At 63.6% G+C, this 18,035-nt stretch carries 22 protein-coding genes; 20 read left to right on the forward strand and 2 right to left on the reverse strand.

Annotated features, from left to right (window positions below):
• Window positions 1-104: 104 nt before the first annotated feature.
• The 20 genes from CUV01_RS12790 to cysE all read left to right on the forward strand — a co-directional run bounded on the left by CUV01_RS12790 (window position 105) and on the right by cysE (window position 16,589).
• Window positions 105-545, forward strand: a complete 441-nt coding sequence (locus CUV01_RS12790) for a hypothetical protein (protein WP_101460818.1) — start codon at window positions 105-107, stop codon at window positions 543-545.
• A 288-nt stretch (window positions 546-833) separates the two neighbouring features.
• A complete protein-coding gene (locus CUV01_RS12795; protein ID WP_157994854.1) occupies window positions 834-1,262 on the forward strand; it encodes a permease in 429 nt (142 codons plus the stop codon).
• Window positions 1,213-2,559, forward strand: coding sequence for a DNA-packaging protein (locus CUV01_RS12800; protein WP_101460820.1), 1,347 nt, complete (start codon window positions 1,213-1,215; stop codon window positions 2,557-2,559). The genes CUV01_RS12795 and CUV01_RS12800 overlap by 50 nt, the downstream gene beginning before the upstream one ends.
• Window positions 2,560-2,704: 145 nt before the next feature.
• Window positions 2,705-3,889, forward strand: coding sequence for a phage portal protein (locus CUV01_RS12805; protein WP_101460821.1), 1,185 nt, complete (start codon window positions 2,705-2,707; stop codon window positions 3,887-3,889).
• Between the two features lie 7 nt (window positions 3,890-3,896).
• The gene (locus CUV01_RS12810) at window positions 3,897-4,130 is read left to right on the forward strand and encodes a GTA head formation protein, RCAP_rcc01685 family (RefSeq protein ID WP_101462074.1); all 234 of its coding nucleotides are present in this window, start codon (window positions 3,897-3,899) and stop codon (window positions 4,128-4,130) included.
• 3 nt (window positions 4,131-4,133) lie between these two features.
• Window positions 4,134-4,670, forward strand: a complete 537-nt coding sequence (locus CUV01_RS12815) for an HK97 family phage prohead protease (protein WP_101460822.1) — start codon at window positions 4,134-4,136, stop codon at window positions 4,668-4,670.
• 95 nt (window positions 4,671-4,765) lie between these two features.
• Window positions 4,766-5,929: a phage major capsid protein gene (locus CUV01_RS12820; protein WP_101462075.1), complete on the forward strand. Its 1,164-nt coding sequence runs from the start codon at window positions 4,766-4,768 to the stop codon at window positions 5,927-5,929.
• Window positions 5,930-6,103: 174 nt separating this feature from the next.
• Window positions 6,104-6,721 (forward strand): head-tail connector protein, encoded by a 618-nt coding sequence (locus CUV01_RS12825; RefSeq protein ID WP_101460823.1) that lies wholly within the window; start codon window positions 6,104-6,106, stop codon window positions 6,719-6,721.
• On the forward strand, window positions 6,721-7,059 hold the full coding sequence (locus CUV01_RS12830) for a head-tail adaptor protein (protein ID WP_101460824.1): 339 nt from the start codon (window positions 6,721-6,723) through the stop codon (window positions 7,057-7,059). Before CUV01_RS12825 ends, CUV01_RS12830 begins: the two co-directional genes overlap by 1 nt.
• Window positions 7,056-7,475: a DUF3168 domain-containing protein gene (locus tag CUV01_RS12835; RefSeq protein WP_101460825.1), complete on the forward strand. Its 420-nt coding sequence runs from the start codon at window positions 7,056-7,058 to the stop codon at window positions 7,473-7,475. The genes CUV01_RS12830 and CUV01_RS12835 overlap by 4 nt, the downstream gene beginning before the upstream one ends.
• A 12-nt stretch (window positions 7,476-7,487) precedes the next feature.
• Window positions 7,488-7,901 carry a phage major tail protein, TP901-1 family gene (locus tag CUV01_RS12840; protein WP_101460826.1) on the forward strand — a complete coding sequence of 138 codons (414 nt, stop codon included), beginning with the start codon at window positions 7,488-7,490 and terminating at the stop codon, window positions 7,899-7,901.
• Window positions 7,901-8,215: a gene transfer agent family protein gene (locus CUV01_RS12845; RefSeq protein ID WP_101460827.1), complete on the forward strand. Its 315-nt coding sequence runs from the start codon at window positions 7,901-7,903 to the stop codon at window positions 8,213-8,215. Before CUV01_RS12840 ends, CUV01_RS12845 begins: the two co-directional genes overlap by 1 nt.
• A complete protein-coding gene (locus tag CUV01_RS12850; RefSeq protein ID WP_101460828.1) occupies window positions 8,212-8,415 on the forward strand; it encodes a phage tail assembly chaperone in 204 nt (67 codons plus the stop codon). The genes CUV01_RS12845 and CUV01_RS12850 overlap by 4 nt, the downstream gene beginning before the upstream one ends.
• A 44-nt stretch (window positions 8,416-8,459) precedes the next feature.
• A complete protein-coding gene (locus CUV01_RS12855; RefSeq protein ID WP_101460829.1) occupies window positions 8,460-9,116 on the forward strand; it encodes a phage tail tape measure protein in 657 nt (218 codons plus the stop codon).
• A 13-nt stretch (window positions 9,117-9,129) separates the two neighbouring features.
• The gene (locus CUV01_RS12860) at window positions 9,130-9,762 is read left to right on the forward strand and encodes a DUF2460 domain-containing protein (RefSeq protein ID WP_101462076.1); all 633 of its coding nucleotides are present in this window, start codon (window positions 9,130-9,132) and stop codon (window positions 9,760-9,762) included.
• Window positions 9,759-10,658 (forward strand): DUF2163 domain-containing protein, encoded by a 900-nt coding sequence (locus CUV01_RS12865; RefSeq protein ID WP_101460830.1) that lies wholly within the window; start codon window positions 9,759-9,761, stop codon window positions 10,656-10,658. Before CUV01_RS12860 ends, CUV01_RS12865 begins: the two co-directional genes overlap by 4 nt.
• Complete coding sequence (locus CUV01_RS12870) at window positions 10,651-11,079, forward strand: C40 family peptidase (protein ID WP_101460831.1); 429 nt, start codon at window positions 10,651-10,653, stop codon at window positions 11,077-11,079. The genes CUV01_RS12865 and CUV01_RS12870 overlap by 8 nt, the downstream gene beginning before the upstream one ends.
• Window positions 11,080-11,102: 23 nt before the next feature.
• Window positions 11,103-14,984 (forward strand): baseplate multidomain protein megatron, encoded by a 3,882-nt coding sequence (locus CUV01_RS12875; RefSeq protein ID WP_101460832.1) that lies wholly within the window; start codon window positions 11,103-11,105, stop codon window positions 14,982-14,984.
• Window positions 14,971-15,684, forward strand: a complete 714-nt coding sequence (locus CUV01_RS12880; RefSeq protein WP_101460833.1) for a DUF2793 domain-containing protein — start codon at window positions 14,971-14,973, stop codon at window positions 15,682-15,684. The genes CUV01_RS12875 and CUV01_RS12880 overlap by 14 nt, the downstream gene beginning before the upstream one ends.
• 77 nt (window positions 15,685-15,761) lie before the next feature.
• Window positions 15,762-16,589, forward strand: coding sequence for a serine O-acetyltransferase (cysE, locus tag CUV01_RS12885; RefSeq protein WP_101460834.1), 828 nt, complete (start codon window positions 15,762-15,764; stop codon window positions 16,587-16,589).
• Here cysE and CUV01_RS12890 read toward each other — a convergent pair.
• Window positions 16,580-17,644 carry a quinone-dependent dihydroorotate dehydrogenase gene (locus tag CUV01_RS12890; RefSeq protein ID WP_101460835.1) on the reverse strand — a complete coding sequence of 355 codons (1,065 nt, stop codon included), beginning with the start codon at window positions 17,642-17,644 and terminating at the stop codon, window positions 16,580-16,582. The genes cysE and CUV01_RS12890 overlap by 10 nt on opposite strands.
• Window positions 17,641-17,976 (reverse strand): DUF952 domain-containing protein, encoded by a 336-nt coding sequence (locus CUV01_RS12895; RefSeq protein WP_101460836.1) that lies wholly within the window; start codon window positions 17,974-17,976, stop codon window positions 17,641-17,643. Before CUV01_RS12895 ends, CUV01_RS12890 begins: the two co-directional genes overlap by 4 nt.
• Window positions 17,977-18,035: the final 59 nt, after the last annotated feature.

Consider the following 18,035-nt stretch of genomic DNA (forward strand, 5'->3'; position numbering starts at 1 on the left):
CCCGGTGGACAACTGAAAGCCCGCCCGGAACCATCGGGCGGGTTTTTTTGTTTGGATTTACTGAGGGGCGCGCGTTTTCGCGCGCGGAGAAGGGGGAGTTGAGGATGAAACTATCGGAAATGTTCGCCAGCCTGTCCCGCAATGCGCAGGAATTCGAGAAGCGCGCTGCCAAGTGGCAGGACGACATGAAGGACAAAAGCGAAGATCTGATGCAAAGCGCGCGCAACTGGTCCGCCTCTGCCGAAGATCGCCAGAAAGACATGGAGGCCCAGATCAAGGGCTATTTCGACGACGCCAGTGATGAAGTGAAGGCGCAGTGGGAAAAATCCAAGGTCGACTGGGACGCCGAAGTCGCCCGGCTGCGTGCCAAGGGCGAGGAAATGCGTCAGGCCGCCAAGCATATGCATGACGAAGACGTGGCCGACTGGTCCGAGGCTTATGCCGCCAATATGGTGTCCTATGCGCAGCAGGTGCAGGAAGAGGCCAGCCGGGCCGTTGCCGCCGCCGCTGAGGCGCGCGCCAAGACCGAGACCAAGACGGCCTGATCCGGCCTCTGGATTCGGGATTATGACGCCCGCATAGGTTGAATTATTGATTATCAGGGGCAGTGTTGCGCGGCGCGCGCTGCCCCTGTTGCGTTATGTATATGATTGATATATTTAGATAAATCGTCATTGTTGTGGCGGCGCCTGTATTCCAGATTGACTTACCGAACGCCCTAAGGTAGAAAGTTTACATGCTGGGAGAAGTGGGCAAGCGGCCGGGGTAGGACCCTTGGGCCGCTTTTTCGTTTCTCGCTCGTGCGGACAGAACACGAGGCGGGGCAGTACTGCATGAACGATATGGAGTGGGTCGGGGATAACACCCCCGAGGGGCCGTTCGCGGCAATCGAAAGCATGTCTGATACCGACCGCGAGGCGGTAGCGGCAGCAATAGAACGGGCGATCAAGCCGAACGAACTGGACGAGGTCGGTTTGGCCTCGCGACTGTTGTGGAGCTATGTCGCCGATCTGGAACGCGACTGGCGGGCGATAGAGGCCGGCCAGGAGATCGCAATCGACGCGGCCGCCCTCAAGAAGGCGATAACGTCGGCCCGCGACGTCCGCGAGGCGTGCGGCCATTTGAGACAGGAAAGGGATAAGGTTGACAAGCTTCGCAAGGACATTGCCGGCGGGGTCGGAGGCGGCAGCCTTGACCTTGACGGCGCAAGAGATGAGATCGGGCGCCGCCTGGCTTGCCTCCGCCGCGCAGGAGGAGGTTGACGAATTTCTGGATGGGCTCAGTGACAATGCGCTGCTGAGCCTGCCCTGGCTGTTCGAGTTCTGGGCGCTGCCACATCAGCTGCCGCCCGAGGGTGACTGGAAAAGCTGGGTGATCATGGGCGGACGCGGTGCGGGCAAGACCCGCGCCGGGTCCGAATGGGTGCGGCGGATGGTCGAGGGGCCGACCGCCGCCGCACCGGGGACATGCCATCGCGTGGCGCTGGTGGGCGAGACCTTTGATCACGCGCGCGAGGTGATGGTGATGGGGGAAAGCGGGATCCTTGCCTGCTCTCCGCCAGATCGCCGCCCGGTCTGGGAGGCGGGGCGGCGTCGGTTGGTCTGGGCCAATGGCGCCACGGCGACGGTCTATTCCGCGCATGAGCCCGAGGCGCTGCGCGGGCCGCAATTCGACGCGGCCTGGGTCGACGAGTTGGCCAAGTGGAAGAAGGCGGAAGAAAGCTGGGACATGCTGCAATTCGCGCTGCGTCTGGGCGAGCATCCGCAGCAGGTGGTGACCACGACGCCGCGCAATGTGGGCGTGCTGAAGCGGATATTGGGCAACGCGTCCACAGTGACCACCCATGCACCAACGGATGCGAACCGGGCCTATCTGGCAGAAAGCTTTCTGGCCGAGGTTCAGACCCGCTATGGCGGGACGCGACTTGGCCGGCAGGAACTCGACGGTGTGCTGCTGGATGATGTCGAGGGCGGGCTGTGGACGACGGCGATGCTGGAGGCTTGTCGCGTCGAGCGGGCGCCAAGCCTGTCGCGCGTGGTCGTTGCGGTGGATCCGGCGGTGACGGCGGGCAAGGCCAGCGATGAATGCGGGATCGTGGTTGCGGGTGTTGTCAGCGAGGGCGAGCCGGGGGCCTGGCAAGGCTATGTGCTGGAGGATGCGACCGTAAAAGGCAGCCCGATGGACTGGGCGCGTGCGGCGATTGCGGCGATGGATCGCCACGGCGCCGACCGATTGGTTGCCGAGGTCAACCAGGGTGGCGATCTGGTCGAGCAGGTGATCCGGCAGGTGGACCCGCTGGTGCCGTTCCGCGGCTTGCGAGCCGCACGCGGCAAAGGCTTGCGGGCAGAGCCGGTCGCGGCGCTTTATGAGCAGGGTCGCATTCGGCATCTGCGGGCGGGCAATCTGGGGGCGCTTGAGGATCAGATGGTTCAGATGACCGTGCGCGGTTTTGAAGGACGCGGATCGCCGGATCGGCTGGATGCGCTGGTCTGGGCGATGCACGATCTGATGATCGAACCGGCGGCGAGTTATCGTCGACCGCAGTTGCGGCAGTTGTAAGCGGGGCCGGGGGGCGTTGCCCCCCAGCCTTTGCGGCCCCTCGATGGGGCCTCAAAGGCTTCCCCCCAGGATATTTGGATGAAGAAGAAAGGGCCGTGCCGTTTGGGGTGCGGCCTTTTTCGTTGCGATGAGCAGGAGGCGAAAAATGGCGTTTCGGTTGTTTTCACGGGAGGAAAAATCCGCCCCCGTGGTGGAAAAGAAGGCCAGCGCGACGGGTCGGGTCGTGGCGTTCGCCAGCGGCTCGGGCCGGGTGGCATGGACCGCGCGCGACACCGGCTCGTTGACGCGGGGCGGCTTTGTGGGGAACCCGGTCGGGTTCCGATCTGTGCGCTTGATTGCCGAGGCGGCGGCGGCGGTTCCACTGATCTGTCAGGACAAGGATCGTCGCTATGAGGTCCATCCGGTTCTGGATCTGTTACGCCGGCCAAATCCGGGACAGGGACGGGCGGAGTTGTTCGAGGCCTTGTTTGGCCAGATGCTGCTGTCGGGCGATGGCTACCTCGAGGCTGTCGGGCTGGGCCATGACGATTTGCCCGATGAGTTGCATGTGCTGCGTTCTGATCGGATGAGCATTGTGCCCGGCGCGGATGGCTGGCCGGTGGCGTTTGAATATGCGGTGGGCGGCCGGAAGCATCGTTTTGACATGACCGGATCGCCTGATCCCATCTGTCATATCAAGAGCTTTCACCCGCAGGACGATCATTACGGGCTGTCGCCGATGCAGGCGGCGGCGGTGGCGCTGGATGTGCATAACAGCGCGTCGGCCTGGTCAAAGGCGCTGCTGGACAATGCGGCGCGGCCCAGTGGGGCGATCATCTACAAGGGCGTCGATGGGCAGGGCAGCCTGTCCCCTGATCAGTATGACCGGCTGGTCTGCGAGATCGAGGCAAACCATCAGGGCGCGCGCAATGCGGGGCGCCCGATGCTGCTGGAGGGGGGGCTTGACTGGAAGCCGATGGGGTTCAGCCCCTCGGATATGGAGTTCCATCAGACCAAGCAGGCGGCAGCGCGCGAGATTGCGCTGGCCTTTGGCGTGCCGCCGATGCTGCTGGGCATCCCCGGTGACGCGACCTATGCCAACTATGCCGAGGCGCATCGCGCGTTTTACCGCCTGACCGTCCTGCCGCTGGCGACGCGGGTGGCGGCGAGCGTCGCCTGGTGGATGAGCGAGCATCTGGGCACTGAGGTGGATCTGCGGCCCGATCCCGATCAGGTGCCGGCACTGGCCGGGGAGCGCGACCAGCAGTGGAAGCGGATCGGCGAGGCCTCTTTCCTGAGCGACGCCGAAAAGCGGGCGTTGCTGGGGCTGCCGCCGCTTGCCGATGGATGATCTGAGTATGGAGGGTTCACGCTTGGTCAAGGATGCGCTGGGCTGGCATGACCTGCGTTTCGAGGCACAGGAGCGGATCATGGCCCTGCAGTTCGGGGCCGTCGAAAAGCGCCTGGAGAAGATCGAGTCGATGATCGAGGGCCTCGAGCGCCGGCTGTGGATGACCGTCTATGGCGTGGTGGCCGTCATCCTGACGCAGGCCGTGCAAGGCATTCTGGAATTTGCGCCGAAAGGGGGCTGAGAGATGGATCTTGGGTTGGAACTGAAATTTGCGGGCGGTGCGCCCACATTGACGGATGGATCTGTCATCGAGGGCTATGCCAGCCTGTTTGGTCTGACTGATCAGGGCGGTGATGCGGTCTTGCCGGGCGCGTTTGCGGCAAGTCTGAAGACGCTGGCGGGAAAGGGCGACAAGGTGCGGATGCTGTGGCAGCACGATCCGACCCGCCCCATCGGCGTCTGGGATGAAATCCGCGAGGACGAGAAGGGCTTATGGGTCAAGGGGCGGCTGCTGCCCGATGTGGCGCAGGCGCGTGAGGCGGCGGCGCTGATCCAGGCGGGCGCGATTGACGGGCTGTCGATCGGCTATCGCACCATCAGGGCCGAGCGCGATCAAAAGGGTCGCCGGATGCTTGCCGAGGTGGCGCTGTGGGAGGTGTCATTGGTGACCTTTCCGATGCTGCCCGAGGCCAAGGTTGGCCACAAGGCAGCTGACGATCTGCGCGAAATGGCTGCGGTCTTTTCCGCGGCAACCCGGGCTTTGCGGGCCGATCTAGATTGATGCCTTCGGGCGTCTGACAGGGTTCGGGCCGCGCTGTGGCGCGGTTCGGCGACAGGGGCGGCATCGCCCTGAACCATCGTGATGAGGAGACATCTATGACCGAGGTGAAAGCCGCGGCCGGGGAGGATATGCCCGGCGAGCTGAAGGGAGCGATGCTTGGGTTCGTAAGTGAACTCAAATGCTTCCGTGACGATATTCAGAAAAAACTTCAAGCACAGGACGAACGTATGACCATGCTGGATCGCAAAACCGCCCTTCGTGGCCGCACCCCACTGTCGACCAATGCCGAGGTCGAGGTGCCGCATCAGAAGGCGTTCAACGCCTATCTGCGCAGCGGCGATGATGATGCGCTGCGCGGCCTGCCCATCGAGGAAAAGGGCCTGACCGTTGCCAGTGACGGTGGTTTTCTGGCTACGCCGCGAGTCGCGGAAACGGTCCAGAATGTGCTGAGCAGCGGCGCGTCGCTGCGCAAGCTGGCCCATGTCGTGATGGTGGAAAGCGCCGCCTATGAGGTGCTGGTCGACAAGGGCGATCTGGGTGCTGGTTGGGCGACCGAAGCCGACGCGATCGAAACCGGCAGCAGCGGGATCGACCGCATCTCGATCCCGGTCCACGAACTGTCGGCCATGCCCAAGGCCAGCCAGCGGTTGCTGGATGATGCCGCTTTTGACGTCGAGGGCTGGCTGGCAGAGCGCATCGCCGACAAGTTTGCCCGCGCCGAGGCTGGTGCCTTTATCAGCGGCGACGGCATCGACAAGCCGCGCGGCATTCTGTCCTATCCGACCGCCGATCATGGCGCCGAGGGCGACGGTCAGATCGGGACTGTCAGCAGTGGCAGCCTGGGAAGCTTTGCCACCGAACATCCTGCCGATGCGCTGATCGACCTGGTCTACGCGCTGGCCGCGGAATATCGCGCCAATGCAAGCTTTGTCATGAACTCGAAAACGGCGGCGACGATCCGCAAGATGAAGGATGCCGACGGCCGCTTTGTCTGGACCGACTCGATCGCGGCTGGCCAGCCGGCACAATTGCTGGGCTATCCGGTGATGATCAGCGAGGACATGCCCGATCTGGATCTGGACTCGCTGTCGATTGCCTTTGGCGACTTTCATGCGGCCTACACCGTCGTCGAGCGTCCCGATCTGCGCGTGCTGCGCGATCCCTTCAGCGCCAAACCGCATGTGCTGTTCTATGCGACCAAACGCGTCGGCGGCGGCGTGACCGACTTCCGCGCTGTGAAGCTGATGAAATTCGCCTGATCTGAGGATCGGGTGAAAGGGGGCCGCGCAACTCGCGCTGGTCTGACCGGCAAGACTGTCCGCGCGCGCTGAGGACTGGCGCGCGGGTGCGGCCCCCACATGCAGCCGCTTCGCCCGCCGGGCGGGGCGGTGCAATGGATTTCTGGCGGAACGGCAGCAGGGAAGGTTCGGGACATGATGCTGATCGAGGAAACGGCGCCGGCGACGGAGGCGCTGCCTGTCGCCCGGTTGCGCGATCATCTGCGGCTGGGCTCGGGGTTTGGGCTGGCCGATGACGAGGCGGAAAACGGGGCCCTGGCAGGCTTTTTGCGGGCGGCGATCGCGACGATCGAAGCACGGACGGGCAAGGTGCTGCTGACGCGGCGCTTTCGGATGCAACTGGATGATTGGCGCGATCGGCTGGGGCAGACCTTGCCGCTTGCGCCGGTGGTGGCGGTCGAGCGGATCGAGGTTGACGACGGTGCAGGCACGATCACCGAGATACCGGCGGCAAGCTGGCGGCTGATCGCGGACTTGCAGCGCCCGATGATCCTGCCGGCAGGGGTGATCCTGCCGAATGTGCCGCGTCTGGGGTCTGTGACGGTGACGTTCACGGCGGGCTTTGGCGAGGACTGGGATGCGGTGCCTGCCGATCTGGCGCAGGCGGTGCTGATGCTGGCGGCACAATTCTATGAGGATCGCAGCTTTTCGGGATCAAAGGCGGCGCTGCCTTTTGGCGTGACCGCGTTGATCGAGCGCTGGCGTGCGGTTCGCACTTTGGCCGGGCGCGGCGCCTCTCGGGGGGTACGCTGATGGCGGAACCAAGGCTGAATGTGCCGCTGGTGCTGGAAAGCCCGGTTCGGCAAAGCGATGGCATGGGCGGGCATCGTCTGGCCTGGCAGACCGTTGGCAAGATCTGGGCCGAGATGCGCGCGGGCAGCGGACGCGAGCGTTCGGGGCAGGCGGGTGCGCAAAGTGTCGTTCGCTGGCGGATCGTGACGCGGGCTGCCGTCAGCGGTGATCCACGTCGCCCTGGGCCCGAGCAGCGGTTGCGTTTGGGTGAACGCGTGTTCCGCATAGAGGCAGTGGCCGAGAGCGACCCGGACGGGCGCTATCTCACCTGCTTTGCACGTGAGGAGGATCAGGCATGAGCTATGCGGCGGGGGTGGCCTTGCAGGCCGCCGTTTATCAGCAGTTGCGCGCGGATGTCGCGCTGTCTGATCTGGTCGGCGATGCGGTCTATGACGCGATGCCGGTCGAGGCGCCAAGCGGCGTATATGTTTCGCTTGGCCCTGACGATGCGCGTGATGCGGGCGACGTGTCGGCACGGGGATCGCGGCATGATTTCGTCGTTTCGGTTTTGTCCGGCACGGATGAGACGGACGGCTTCGGCGCTGTGAAAGAGGTTGCCAGCGCTGTCAGCGCGGTTCTGGAAAGCGGCGAAACGGTGCTGGCGCATGGGCATCTTGCGGGGATGTGGTTCCTGCGCGCAAAGGCGCGGCGGGTTGAAAACGGTGCGGCGCGGCGGGTCGATCTGACCTTTCGCGCCCGGATTGATCTGGGCTGAGGAGACGACAAAATGGCAGTGCAGAATGGGCGCGATCTGCTGATCAAGATGGACATGATCGGCGATGGTACTTTCGAGACGGTTGCGGGGCTGCGCGCCTCGCGCTTGGCCTTTAACGCCGAAACGGTGGATGTCACCAGCCTGGAAAGCCAGGGGGGCTGGCGCGAGCTTTTGGGCGGAGCCGGCGTGCGCAGCGCGTCGATCAGCGGCTCGGGTGTGTTCCGCGACGCGGATACGGATGGCCGTGCGCGGCAGATATTCTTTGACGGTGAGGTGCCGCGCTTTCAGGTGATCATTCCTGATTTCGGCATTGTCGAGGGACCGTTCCAGATCACCGGGCTGGAATATTCGGGCAGCTACAATGGCGAAGCGACATATGAGTTGTCGATGGCCTCTGCCGGTGCGCTCACGTTCGAGCCGGCTTGATGGTGAACCCGATGCGTGGCGAGGTCGAGATCTTGCTGGACGGTCGGCCGCATGTCGCGCGGCTGACACTGGGCGCGCTGGCCGAACTGGAAGAGGCTCTGGGCAGCGACAGCCTGCTGGCGGTGGTTGGTCGTTTCGAGGGCGGCAGTTTTACCACCCGCGATGTGCTGGCCGTACTGCTGGCGGGCTTGCGTGGCGCTGGCTGGCAGGGTGCGGCTGACGAATTGATGTCAGCCGAGTTCGGGGGTGGGCCGATGGGCGCGGCGCGAGCAGCGGCAGAGCTGCTGGCCCGCGCCTTTCGGCTTGAGCCATGAGCGGCGCGGCCCAAGTCCGGCCGCAGGGTCTGGATTGGCGGGGTTTGATGCGTGCAGGCATTCGCGGTCTGGGCCTGCGCCCGGCCGAATTCTGGGCGCTGACCCCGGCTGAACTGGCACTGATGCTGGGCGTCGAGGCCGGACCGCCCGCCATGACACGTGACCGCCTGGCCGAGATGGCGGCGCGCTTTCCCGACTGAGCAACAGCCGGGGATGCAGGATTTCAGCAAGCGAGGACCGTTTCATGACGGATAATAACGGGTTCGCGGCCGGGCTTGACCGGCTGGACGATGATTTCGATCAGGCCAGCAGCATGACGGCTGAATTCGAGGCGGAACTGTCGCGATTGCGGCAGTCGATGATGTTCACCAGTCGCGAGGTTGGCACGTTGTCGGGTGGGCTGGAACGCGGGTTGCGCCATGCATTCGAGGGGCTGGTTTTCGACGGCATGAAATTGTCGGATGCCCTGCGCGGATTGGCCCGATCAATATCTGACACGATCTTTTCCATTGCCATGAAGCCGGTCGAGCAGGCCTTGGCCGGCACCTTGGCGCAGGGGATCAGTGGCATGGTTTCGGGCGCGATGCCATTTGCTGACGGTGGCGCCTTTGTGCAGGGCAGGGTGATGCCTTTTGCCAAGGGTGGGGTGGTCAGCCAGCCAACTTCTTTCCCGATGCGCGGTGGGACCGGGCTGATGGGTGAGGCCGGTCCAGAGGCGATCATGCCGTTGCGCAGAGGGGCGGATGGCCGGTTGGGGGTCGCAGTTGCCGGTGGTGGTGGTCGGCCGATCAATGTGACGATGAATGTAACCACGCCTGATGTGACCGGATTCCGGCGCAGTCAGTCGCAGATTGCGGCGCAACTGGGCCGGGCGCTGGCGCGCGGCGAGCGCAACGGCTGAGGAGGAAAGCGATATGGCATTTCACGACGTCAGGTTTCCGGCGAACCTTTCCTTTGGCTCGGTCGGCGGCCCCGAAAGGCGGTCCGAGATCGTCACCCTGGCCAGCGGTTATGAAGAGCGAAACTCGCCCTGGGCACATTCGCGGCGGCGCTATGACGCGGGCATGGGATTGCGATCATTGGACGATGTGCAGGCATTGCTGGCCTTCTTTGAGGCGCGGGCGGGTCAATTGCATGGCTTTCGCTGGAAAGACTGGTCGGACTACAGAAGCGGACAGCATTCAGCCAATCCCGCCTTTACCGATCAGGTCATCGGCGAGGGCGATGGCGAGACGCGCTTGTTTCAACTGACCAAGGCTTATGTGTCAGGTGCGACGCGCTATGTGCGACCAATCACGAAGCCGGTGCTGGACAGTGTCCGCGCCGGCGTAGGTGGGATCGAACTGTTCCCGGGTGAGGGCTACAGCGTGGATCATGGTCTGGGGATCGTGAGCTTTGATACCCCGCCGGAAATCGGCGCAGAGGTCACTGCGGGCTTTGAGTTCGACGTGCCAGTGCGTTTCGATGCGGATCACATTGCGGTTTCGGTCGCCTCGTATCAGGCCGGCGCCATGCCCCAGGTTCCAATCGTTGAGGTGCGGGTATGAGCGTCACGACCCTGGCCCGTGCATGGGCTATCAGTCGCAAGGACGGGCTGGAGCTGGGCTTTACCGACCACGATCAGGCTCTGTCTTTCGAAGGTATCCGCTTTCGCCCTGATAGCGGCATGACCGCGCGGGCCGTCGTGCAGGGGACCGGTCTGTCGGTCGACAACACCGAGGCCGAAGGTGCGCTGACCGATGATGCGATCACCGAGGCCGACCTGATGGCCGGTCGGTGGGACAGCGCAGAACTGCGTATGTGGGAGGTCGACTGGACGGATGTTGCGTCGCGGCGGATGATCTTTCGCGGCAGTCTGGGCGAGGTTTCGCGCGCAGGAGGTGCATTTCGGGCTGAGTTGCGGGGGCTGTCCGAACCTCTGAACCAGTCGCGGGGGCGACGCTATCATCCACGCTGCTCGGCCGTACTGGGCGACGCAGACTGCGGTGTGGATCTGCTTGACCCAAAGCTGAGCGCCGAGGCGGTGGTTGAAGTTGTGGGCGAGGATGGCCGCCTGACGCTGGCGCAGTTGGGCGAGTTTACCAGCGGCTGGTTCGAACGCGGGACGATCGAGGTGATCTCGGGGCGCGCGGTCGGGATGGCTGCTCAGATCAAGAACGATCTGACATTGCCCGGCGGCGCGCGGGTGTTGGATCTTTGGGCTGCATTGGCCGAGATCCCGGTCCCCGGTGATCGGGTTCGCGTGACGGCAGGGTGCGACAAACACAGCAGCACCTGTCGCGGTAAATTTAACAATTTCCTGAATTTCCGTGGGTTCCCGCATCTGCCAAGCGAGGACTGGCTGTTGTCGCCAGACAAGGCGCGCAGAGAGCCCGATGTCAAATTGTCCGTGGGCTGGAATCAGTCCCGAAATCGATTTGGAGGCGGCGCGGAAAATGAGTGATCTTGCCGTTGCGATCGCGCGCAACTGGATCGGTACGCCCTATGTTCACCAGGCCAGCGCCCGCGCCGCAGGTTCCGATTGCCTGGGTCTGATCCGTGGTATCTGGCGCGAGCTTTATGGTGCCGAACCCGAGCCTGTGCCCCCCTACTCTGCGGATTGGGGCGAGATGGGGCGCACCGAAATCCTGCTGCGGGGCGCGACGCGTCATTTGGTGGCGCTATCGCGAGATGCGCAAGAAGCGCCGGGACAGGTATTGCTGTTTCGGATGCGCGAAGGTGCGATCGCCAAACATCTGGGGTTGTTGGTTCAACTGGGTGAGCGATCCAGTTTTGTCCATGCCTATAGCGGGCATGGCGTCATCGAAAGCTCGTACAGCGCCGCCTGGCGACAGCGCGTCGTTCAGAGGTTTCGGTTTCCCTGATACAAAATTGAAGGAGGGTCGCTATGGCCACGTTGGTGCTGTCGGCTGTTGGAGCTTCGGTCGGTGCGGGCTTTGGTGGCGCGTTCCTGGGCCTCTCGGGTGCGGTGATCGGCCGCGCGGTAGGGGCCACGATCGGGCGTGCCATTGATCAGCGTTTGCTGGGTGGCGGATCGAAGGCCGTTGAGACCGGACGGATCGATCGCCTGCGTTTGCAGACCGCTGGCGAGGGTATGGCCATCCCGCAGGTTTGGGGGCAGATGCGCCTGCCGGCTCATGTGATCTGGGCGTCGCCGCTGGAAGAGATCCGGCAAAGCCAGGGTGGTGGCAAGGGCGCACCGAAGCAAAAGGTGATAGAGATCAGCTATCGCCTGTCTGTCGCCCTTGCACTGTGCGAGGGCCGTATTCTGGGTGTTGGGCGTGTCTGGGCCGATGGCGAAGAAATTGCCGCGGATGATCTGAACATGCAGGTTCATCACGGCGACGAGACACAGCAACCCGACGCCACCATCGCCACGCACGAGGGCGAAGATGCACCGGCCTATCGCGGGACCGCCTATGTCGTGCTGGAAAATCTCAGCCTGGAGCGGTGGGGCAACCGTATGCCTCAGCTTAGCTTTGAGGTAACGCGCCCTGCCCAGGATGGCTCGGGTCTTGCCGGCGATGTTACGGCTGTTGCGATGATCCCGGGCACCGGCGAATATTCCCTGGCGACGACACCGGTGATGCGTGAGGATGGGGTATTTGGCCAGAAAATCACCAACCTGAACACCCCAGCAGGCGGCACCGATTTCGCCGTCAGTTTGCGGACCCTCGGGCGCGAATTGCCGTATGTCGGTTCAGTATCCTTGGTTGTTTCCTGGTTCGGCGACGATCTGCGGATCGGTGAATGCAACGTACAACCCAAGGTGGAAAATGTGGAAGCCGCCGGCCATGACATGGACTGGCGAGCCGGTGGGATCGCCCGAGACGATGCAGGCGAAATCGCGAAGGTGGAGGGTAGGCCGATCTATGGCGGCACACCCTCGGATCAGTCGGTTCTTGAGGCGATTGAGGCAATCGATCGGGCTGGAAAAAAGGCTGTCTTCTATCCGTTCATTCTGATGGAGCAACTCGCAGGCAATGGGCTGACTGATCCCTACGGCAGCCAGGAACAGGCGGTGATGCCATGGCGTGGCCGGATCACGACCGCGCTGGCGCCGGGGCGCGCGGGCTCGACCGACGGAACCGCCGCCGCCGTGGCTGAGGTCGACGCGTTTTTCGGTGCTGCCGAGGCATCGGACTTTAGCGTGGTTGATGGCAAGATCGTTTATGCCGGCCCCGCGGAATGGTCTTACCGACGCTTTATCCTGCATTACGCGCATCTTTGCGCGATGGCAGGAGGGGTTGATGCCTTTCTGATCGGGTCAGAGATGATCGGCATGACGCAGATCCGTGGCGCCGGACGCAGCTATCCTGCGGTGGCACAACTGCGTCGTCTGGCCGCCGACGTTCGCGCCATTCTGGGTGCAGGGGTCAAGCTGAGCTATGCTTCGGATTGGTCGGAATATTTCGGCCACCAGCCGGGCGATGGTGAGGTGATGTTTCATCTGGACCCGCTCTGGGCCGATGAGAACATCGATTTTATCGGCATCGACAACTATATGCCGATGTCGGATTGGCGTGATGGCTCGGAGCACCTGGATGGGGATTGGCGGCGCATCGACAATCACGACTATCTGCTGGCCAATGTTGCGGGTGGCGAAGGTTTTGACTGGTATTACGCCAGCCAACAGGACCGCGACGATCAGCGCCGTACGCCGATCTTCGATGGCGCCCATGGCGAGGACTGGATCTGGCGCTTCAAGGATCTGAGCGGCTGGTGGCAAAACCCGCATTTCAACCGACCGAACGGCGTCCGTAGCGCCGAGGCGACGCAATGGGTGCCCGGCTCCAAGCCGGTGTGGTTCACCGAGATCGGTTGCGCGGCTTTGGACAAGGGCACCAACCAGCCTAACAAGTTCCTCGACGCGATGAGCTCGGAAAGCCGGCTGCCGTATTACTCGAACGGGCGGCGCGATGATGCGTTGCAGGCGGCCTATGTCCGGGCAATCATGGCCTACTGGTCGGATCCACAGAACAACCCCGAGATGGCCGATGGTGGCCGGATGGTCGATGTATCTCGGGCGCATGTCTGGTGTTGGGACGCGCGACCTTATCCGGCATTCCCTCAGCGCCTGGACCTGTGGAGCGACGGCCTGGCATGGGAGCGTGGGCACTGGCTCAACGGTCGCGCTGGTGCCGTGCCGCTGGCCAGCGTGGTGGGTGATATCTGCCAGGCAGCCGGCGTCAGGCATTACGACACGACCGGGCTGTCCGGCGTGGTCCGCGGCTATGTCGCAAATGGTGGCGACTCTGGGCGCTCGATGCTGCAGCCCTTGATGCTGGCTCATGGTTTCGATGCGGTAGAGCGTGACGGCGTTCTGACATTTGTGATGCGCAAAGGCCTGCCGGTCGCCGATCTTGGCCCCGAGCACCTGGCCGTGACAGAAGAGATCGAGAATTTTCAAGCCGTCCGTGCGGCGGAACCTGAACTGGCCGGCCGTGTCAGATTGACCCATGTCGAAGCGGGATCGGGGTACACGCCCTGCACCGCCGAGACGATGCTGCCGGGGGACGACCCGACAGCCGTGGCCGACAGCGAATTCCCCATGGCGCTGACCAGACCCGAAGGGCGTGCGATTGCCGAGCGTTGGCTTGCTGAATCGCGGGTTTCACGTGATGCGGCACGCTTTGCCCTGCCACCGTCTCTGGCGCATCTGGGTGCGGGCGACGTTGTTCGGATGCGCGCCACCGATGACCGTTCGCATTTATGGCGCATCGACCGGATAGAACGCGCAGGTGCGCTCATCGTTGATGCACAAAGGGTCGAACCGGGTATTTATGTGCCGGCACTTTCGGTGGAAATCAGCGGCTCGATCAAGGCATATCAGCCACCGCTGCCGGTCAGGTCGGTTGTTCTGGATCTGCCATTGATGCGGGGTGATGAGGTGCCTCATGCCCCCTATCTGGCGGCTGCGGCGAAACCCTGGCCGGGTCATGTGGCAGCGTATTTATCAAACGATGCGCAGGGTGGTTTCGAATTGAACCAGATCCTGCGTCAACCCGCCATGATCGGGGTTACGGAAACGCCGTTGTCAGCCGCGCGGCCCGGGATGCTGGACCGCGGTCAGCCCCTGCGTTTGCGACTGCAGGGCGGCGAGTTGAGTTCGGTCGCTCAATCCGCCTTGTTGAATGGCGCGAATTTGCTGGCCATCGGCGACGGCAGCGAGAACGGTTGGGAGTTGCTGCAGTTTACCAACGCCAACCTGGTCGCAGCGGGCGTCTGGGAGGTCAGCGACCGCCTGCGCGGGCAGGCGGGAACCGACGCGCTGATCCCTGCAGTCTGGCCGGTTGGCAGCACCGTCGTCATCGTCGACCGCGCTTTGCGGCAGTTCGATCTGCCGCCTTCCGTGCGCGGGCAACAGCGGTTCTGGCAGGTTGGCCCGGCCGAGCGTCCCTTGGGCGACATGACCTATCGGTCGGGCTCGTTCACGCTGCGCGGGATCGGCCTGCGGCCCTATGCGCCCTGCCATCTGCGCCGCGAAGGGCGGAAGATCACCTGGGTGCGGCGCACGCGGATCGATGGCGATGGTTGGGACGGCCCGGACGTGCCCTTGGGCGAAAGCCGCGAACAGTACTTGCTGCGGCTGCGGCAGCAAGGTGCCGTTCTTTACGAAGTGCGCACCGACGCGCCCGAGCATGAGGTCCCGCAAACGGTCTGGCAACAGGCCGCGACCGGCGGGGCATTCCATATCGAAGTGGCCCAGTTGTCAGATCAGTTTGGCGCGGGTCCGTTTGTCAGGAGGAAAATCGATGGCGAGCAATGATACCAGCAGGTTGGGCATGCCTCTGTTGCAACCGGCGCAGGCCCAAAAGCATGTGACCGTGAATGAGGCGCTGATGCGTCTGGACGGGATGGTCGGACTGGTGTTGCAAAGCGCCACCAGAACCTCGCCGCCAGCCAGCGTCACCGATGGGTTGTGCTGGTCGGTGCCCGCGTCCGCAACGGGCGCGTGGCAGGGACGACAGGGTCAGATCGCGATTGCCTCAAATGGCGGCTGGGTGTTCCAGCCCCCATCAGCCGGGCAACGCGCCTTTGTTGCGGACCAAGGCGTCAGCGCGATCCATGACGGCAGCGATTGGGCGGCGGGTGCGCTGACTCTTGGTCCTCTGGGCGGGGGGCTGTCTGCCGGGCTGGCCGAGGCAGAGGTGAACGTTTCGGCGGGGCCTAGCATCGTGACTGCCCTGCAGATACCCGCCGGCGTGATGGTCATCGGCGCAACAGCAAGGGTCAGTCAGGCGCTGACCGGCGGCTTGACCAGTTGGCAATTGGGCACCCAGGGGGCCGAGAATCGCTTTGGTCAGGGGCTGGGCAAGGGGCTGGGCAGTTGGGCGCGCGGTATCCTGAGCCAACCGGTGACCTACTGGAATGCCGAAAACCTGATCATGACCGCCGTCGGCGGCAATTTTTCGGGTGGTCGTGTCAAGATGGCGGTTCACTGGCTGTCGTTGCGCCTGCCGAATTGAAGTTTTGTCCGCCCGTCCTTTCACCCTCGCCGCCGATGGTATAAATAGGGTGCTGAAACAAGACGGGCGGGCATGCCATGAATATGCAGAGCAATGTGAAACCCGGCGTCGCGCGCGAGCGTCTGGCGATCTGGACACAGATCAATGACGAGGCGCGAGAAGCCGTGCAGGCAGAGCCGCTGCTGGGCGCGCTTATGCATGCGGGCCTGCTGCATCATCCCACTCTGGAAGCGGCCATGGCTTACCGGTTCTCGATGAAGCTGGCATCGGGCGAAATGAGCGAGCAACTGCTGCGCGAGATCGCAGATGCGGCCTATGCTCGGGATCCATCGCTGGGCGATTCCGCGCGTGATGATCTGCTGGCCGTCTATGATCGCGATCCAGCGACACATCGGCTGATCCAGCCTATTCTGTTTTTCAAGGGTTTTCAGGCCTTGCAGGCCTATCGCATCGCACATTGGCTGTGGCGCGAGGGTCGCAGCGACATGGCCTATCTGGTCCAGATGCGCTGCTCAGAGTGCTTTGGCGTGGATATTCATCCCGGCGCGCGCATCGGCAATGGCGTCATGATCGACCATGCGCATTCCATCGTCATCGGTGAGACCGCCGTCGTCGGCAATGATGTCTCGATGCTGCATTCCGTGACCCTGGGCGGTACCGGCAAGGAAGATGGCGACCGTCACCCGAAGATCGGTGATGGCGTGCTGATCGGCGCGGGTGCCAAGGTGCTGGGCAATATCAGTGTCGGCGATCATTCGCGGATCGCGGCCGGCTCGGTGGTCCTGCAGGATGTGCCGCGTTGCAAGACGGTTGCTGGCGTTCCAGCCCGCGTGATCGGTGATGCCGGTTGCAGCGAGCCGTCCATTTCCATGAATCAAGTGCTGGGCATCGAGGATTATCTCTGAGCCCAGTCCTTGGCGGCGCTACCGGTCAGATCCGATAGCGTCAGCCCCTCCTGATCCAGCCGTTCGCCCAATTCCTGCGCGATCCGGCTGGCCAACGAAAATCCCTGATAAATCAATGCCGAATACAGCTGCAGGGCGGTCGCGCCTGCTTGCAGTTTGTCCCATGCTTGCTGTGTGGTCGAGATACCTCCCACACCGATCAGCGGAATTTTCCCCTCCGTCGCAAGATACAACCGCGCCAGAATACCGGTCGATCGGTTGAACAATGGCGCCCCCGAAAGCCCCCCAGCCTGCGCCGTTTGCGGATCGTGCGCGCCATCACGCGATAGCGTCGTATTGGTTGCTATGATCGCGTCGATCCGGGCCTCGCGCGCAACGGCTGCGATGTCTCGCAGCGCGGTCTCATCCAGATCGGGCGCGATCTTGACAAAGACCGGCGGGCGGGTCGTCAGCGAATTTCGCGCGCTCATCACCCCATCCAGCAGCGCGGCCAGCGCCGCCGCGCCCTGCAGGTCGCGCAGTCGCTCGGTATTGGGCGAACTGATATTCACCGTCAGAAAATCGGCGCTATCCCCCGCAATCCGCACGACCTTGGCGAAATCGGCGGCACGATCGGCGCTGTCCTTGTTTGCACCGATGTTCAGGCCGACCGGGATTCCTTTTGGACGGGTGGCCAGCCGCGCGGCCATCGCGCGCGCACCCTCATTGTTAAAGCCGAAACGGTTGATGATCGCCCGATCCTGCGTCAGCCGGAACAGGCGCGGCCTGGGATTGCCGGGCTGCGCGCGCGGGGTCGCGGCGCCCAGTTCGATAAAGCCGAAACCCGCACGCATCAGCGGCGCTACCGCGCGTGCGTTCTTGTCATAGCCTGCCGCCAGCCCGACCGGGTTTGGCAGATCCAGTCCCGCCAGCCGCAGCCGCAGCCGATCCGAGGTTACGGGCTTGCCGGGCAGGGGCACCAGACCAGCCGCCAGCGCCTTCAGCGACAGATCATGTGCCCTTTCAGGGTCCAGCCGATGCAGCGCGGCCAGCCCCAGCTTTTCCAACGCACTCATTCAAGCGGCCCGGTTTCATGGCCGTCGGGGCCAAGCGTCACCGCGCGGGTCCAACGCAGGTCATCCATCCGTAATTCCCGGTACAGATGCGGGAAGTCCTGTCCCCCGCGAGAAACCTCCCACCGCAGATCCGGCCCCAATGCGTCAGCCTCGACAGCAAGCAGCATCAGCTCCGGCGCGCCGCCGAAATGCTTGGCCAGCGTTTCAGCCAACTGCGCGGCAGTGGAGAAATGAACATACCCATCGGCGCGATCAACCGGCGCACCGACCGTGCGGCCCTGGGCCTGCAGCTCTGCCCATTCGGCGGGGCGAAGAATCTTGTAAATCAGCATGGCGGCATTTGCCGTGCCTTGCCGGTTGCGGTCAAGTCCGCGTTGTCATCGCGTCGATA

It is taken from the genome of Paracoccus tegillarcae (genome assembly GCF_002847305.1).
In the GTDB taxonomy this organism is placed as follows: Bacteria; Pseudomonadota; Alphaproteobacteria; order Rhodobacterales; family Rhodobacteraceae; genus Paracoccus; species Paracoccus tegillarcae.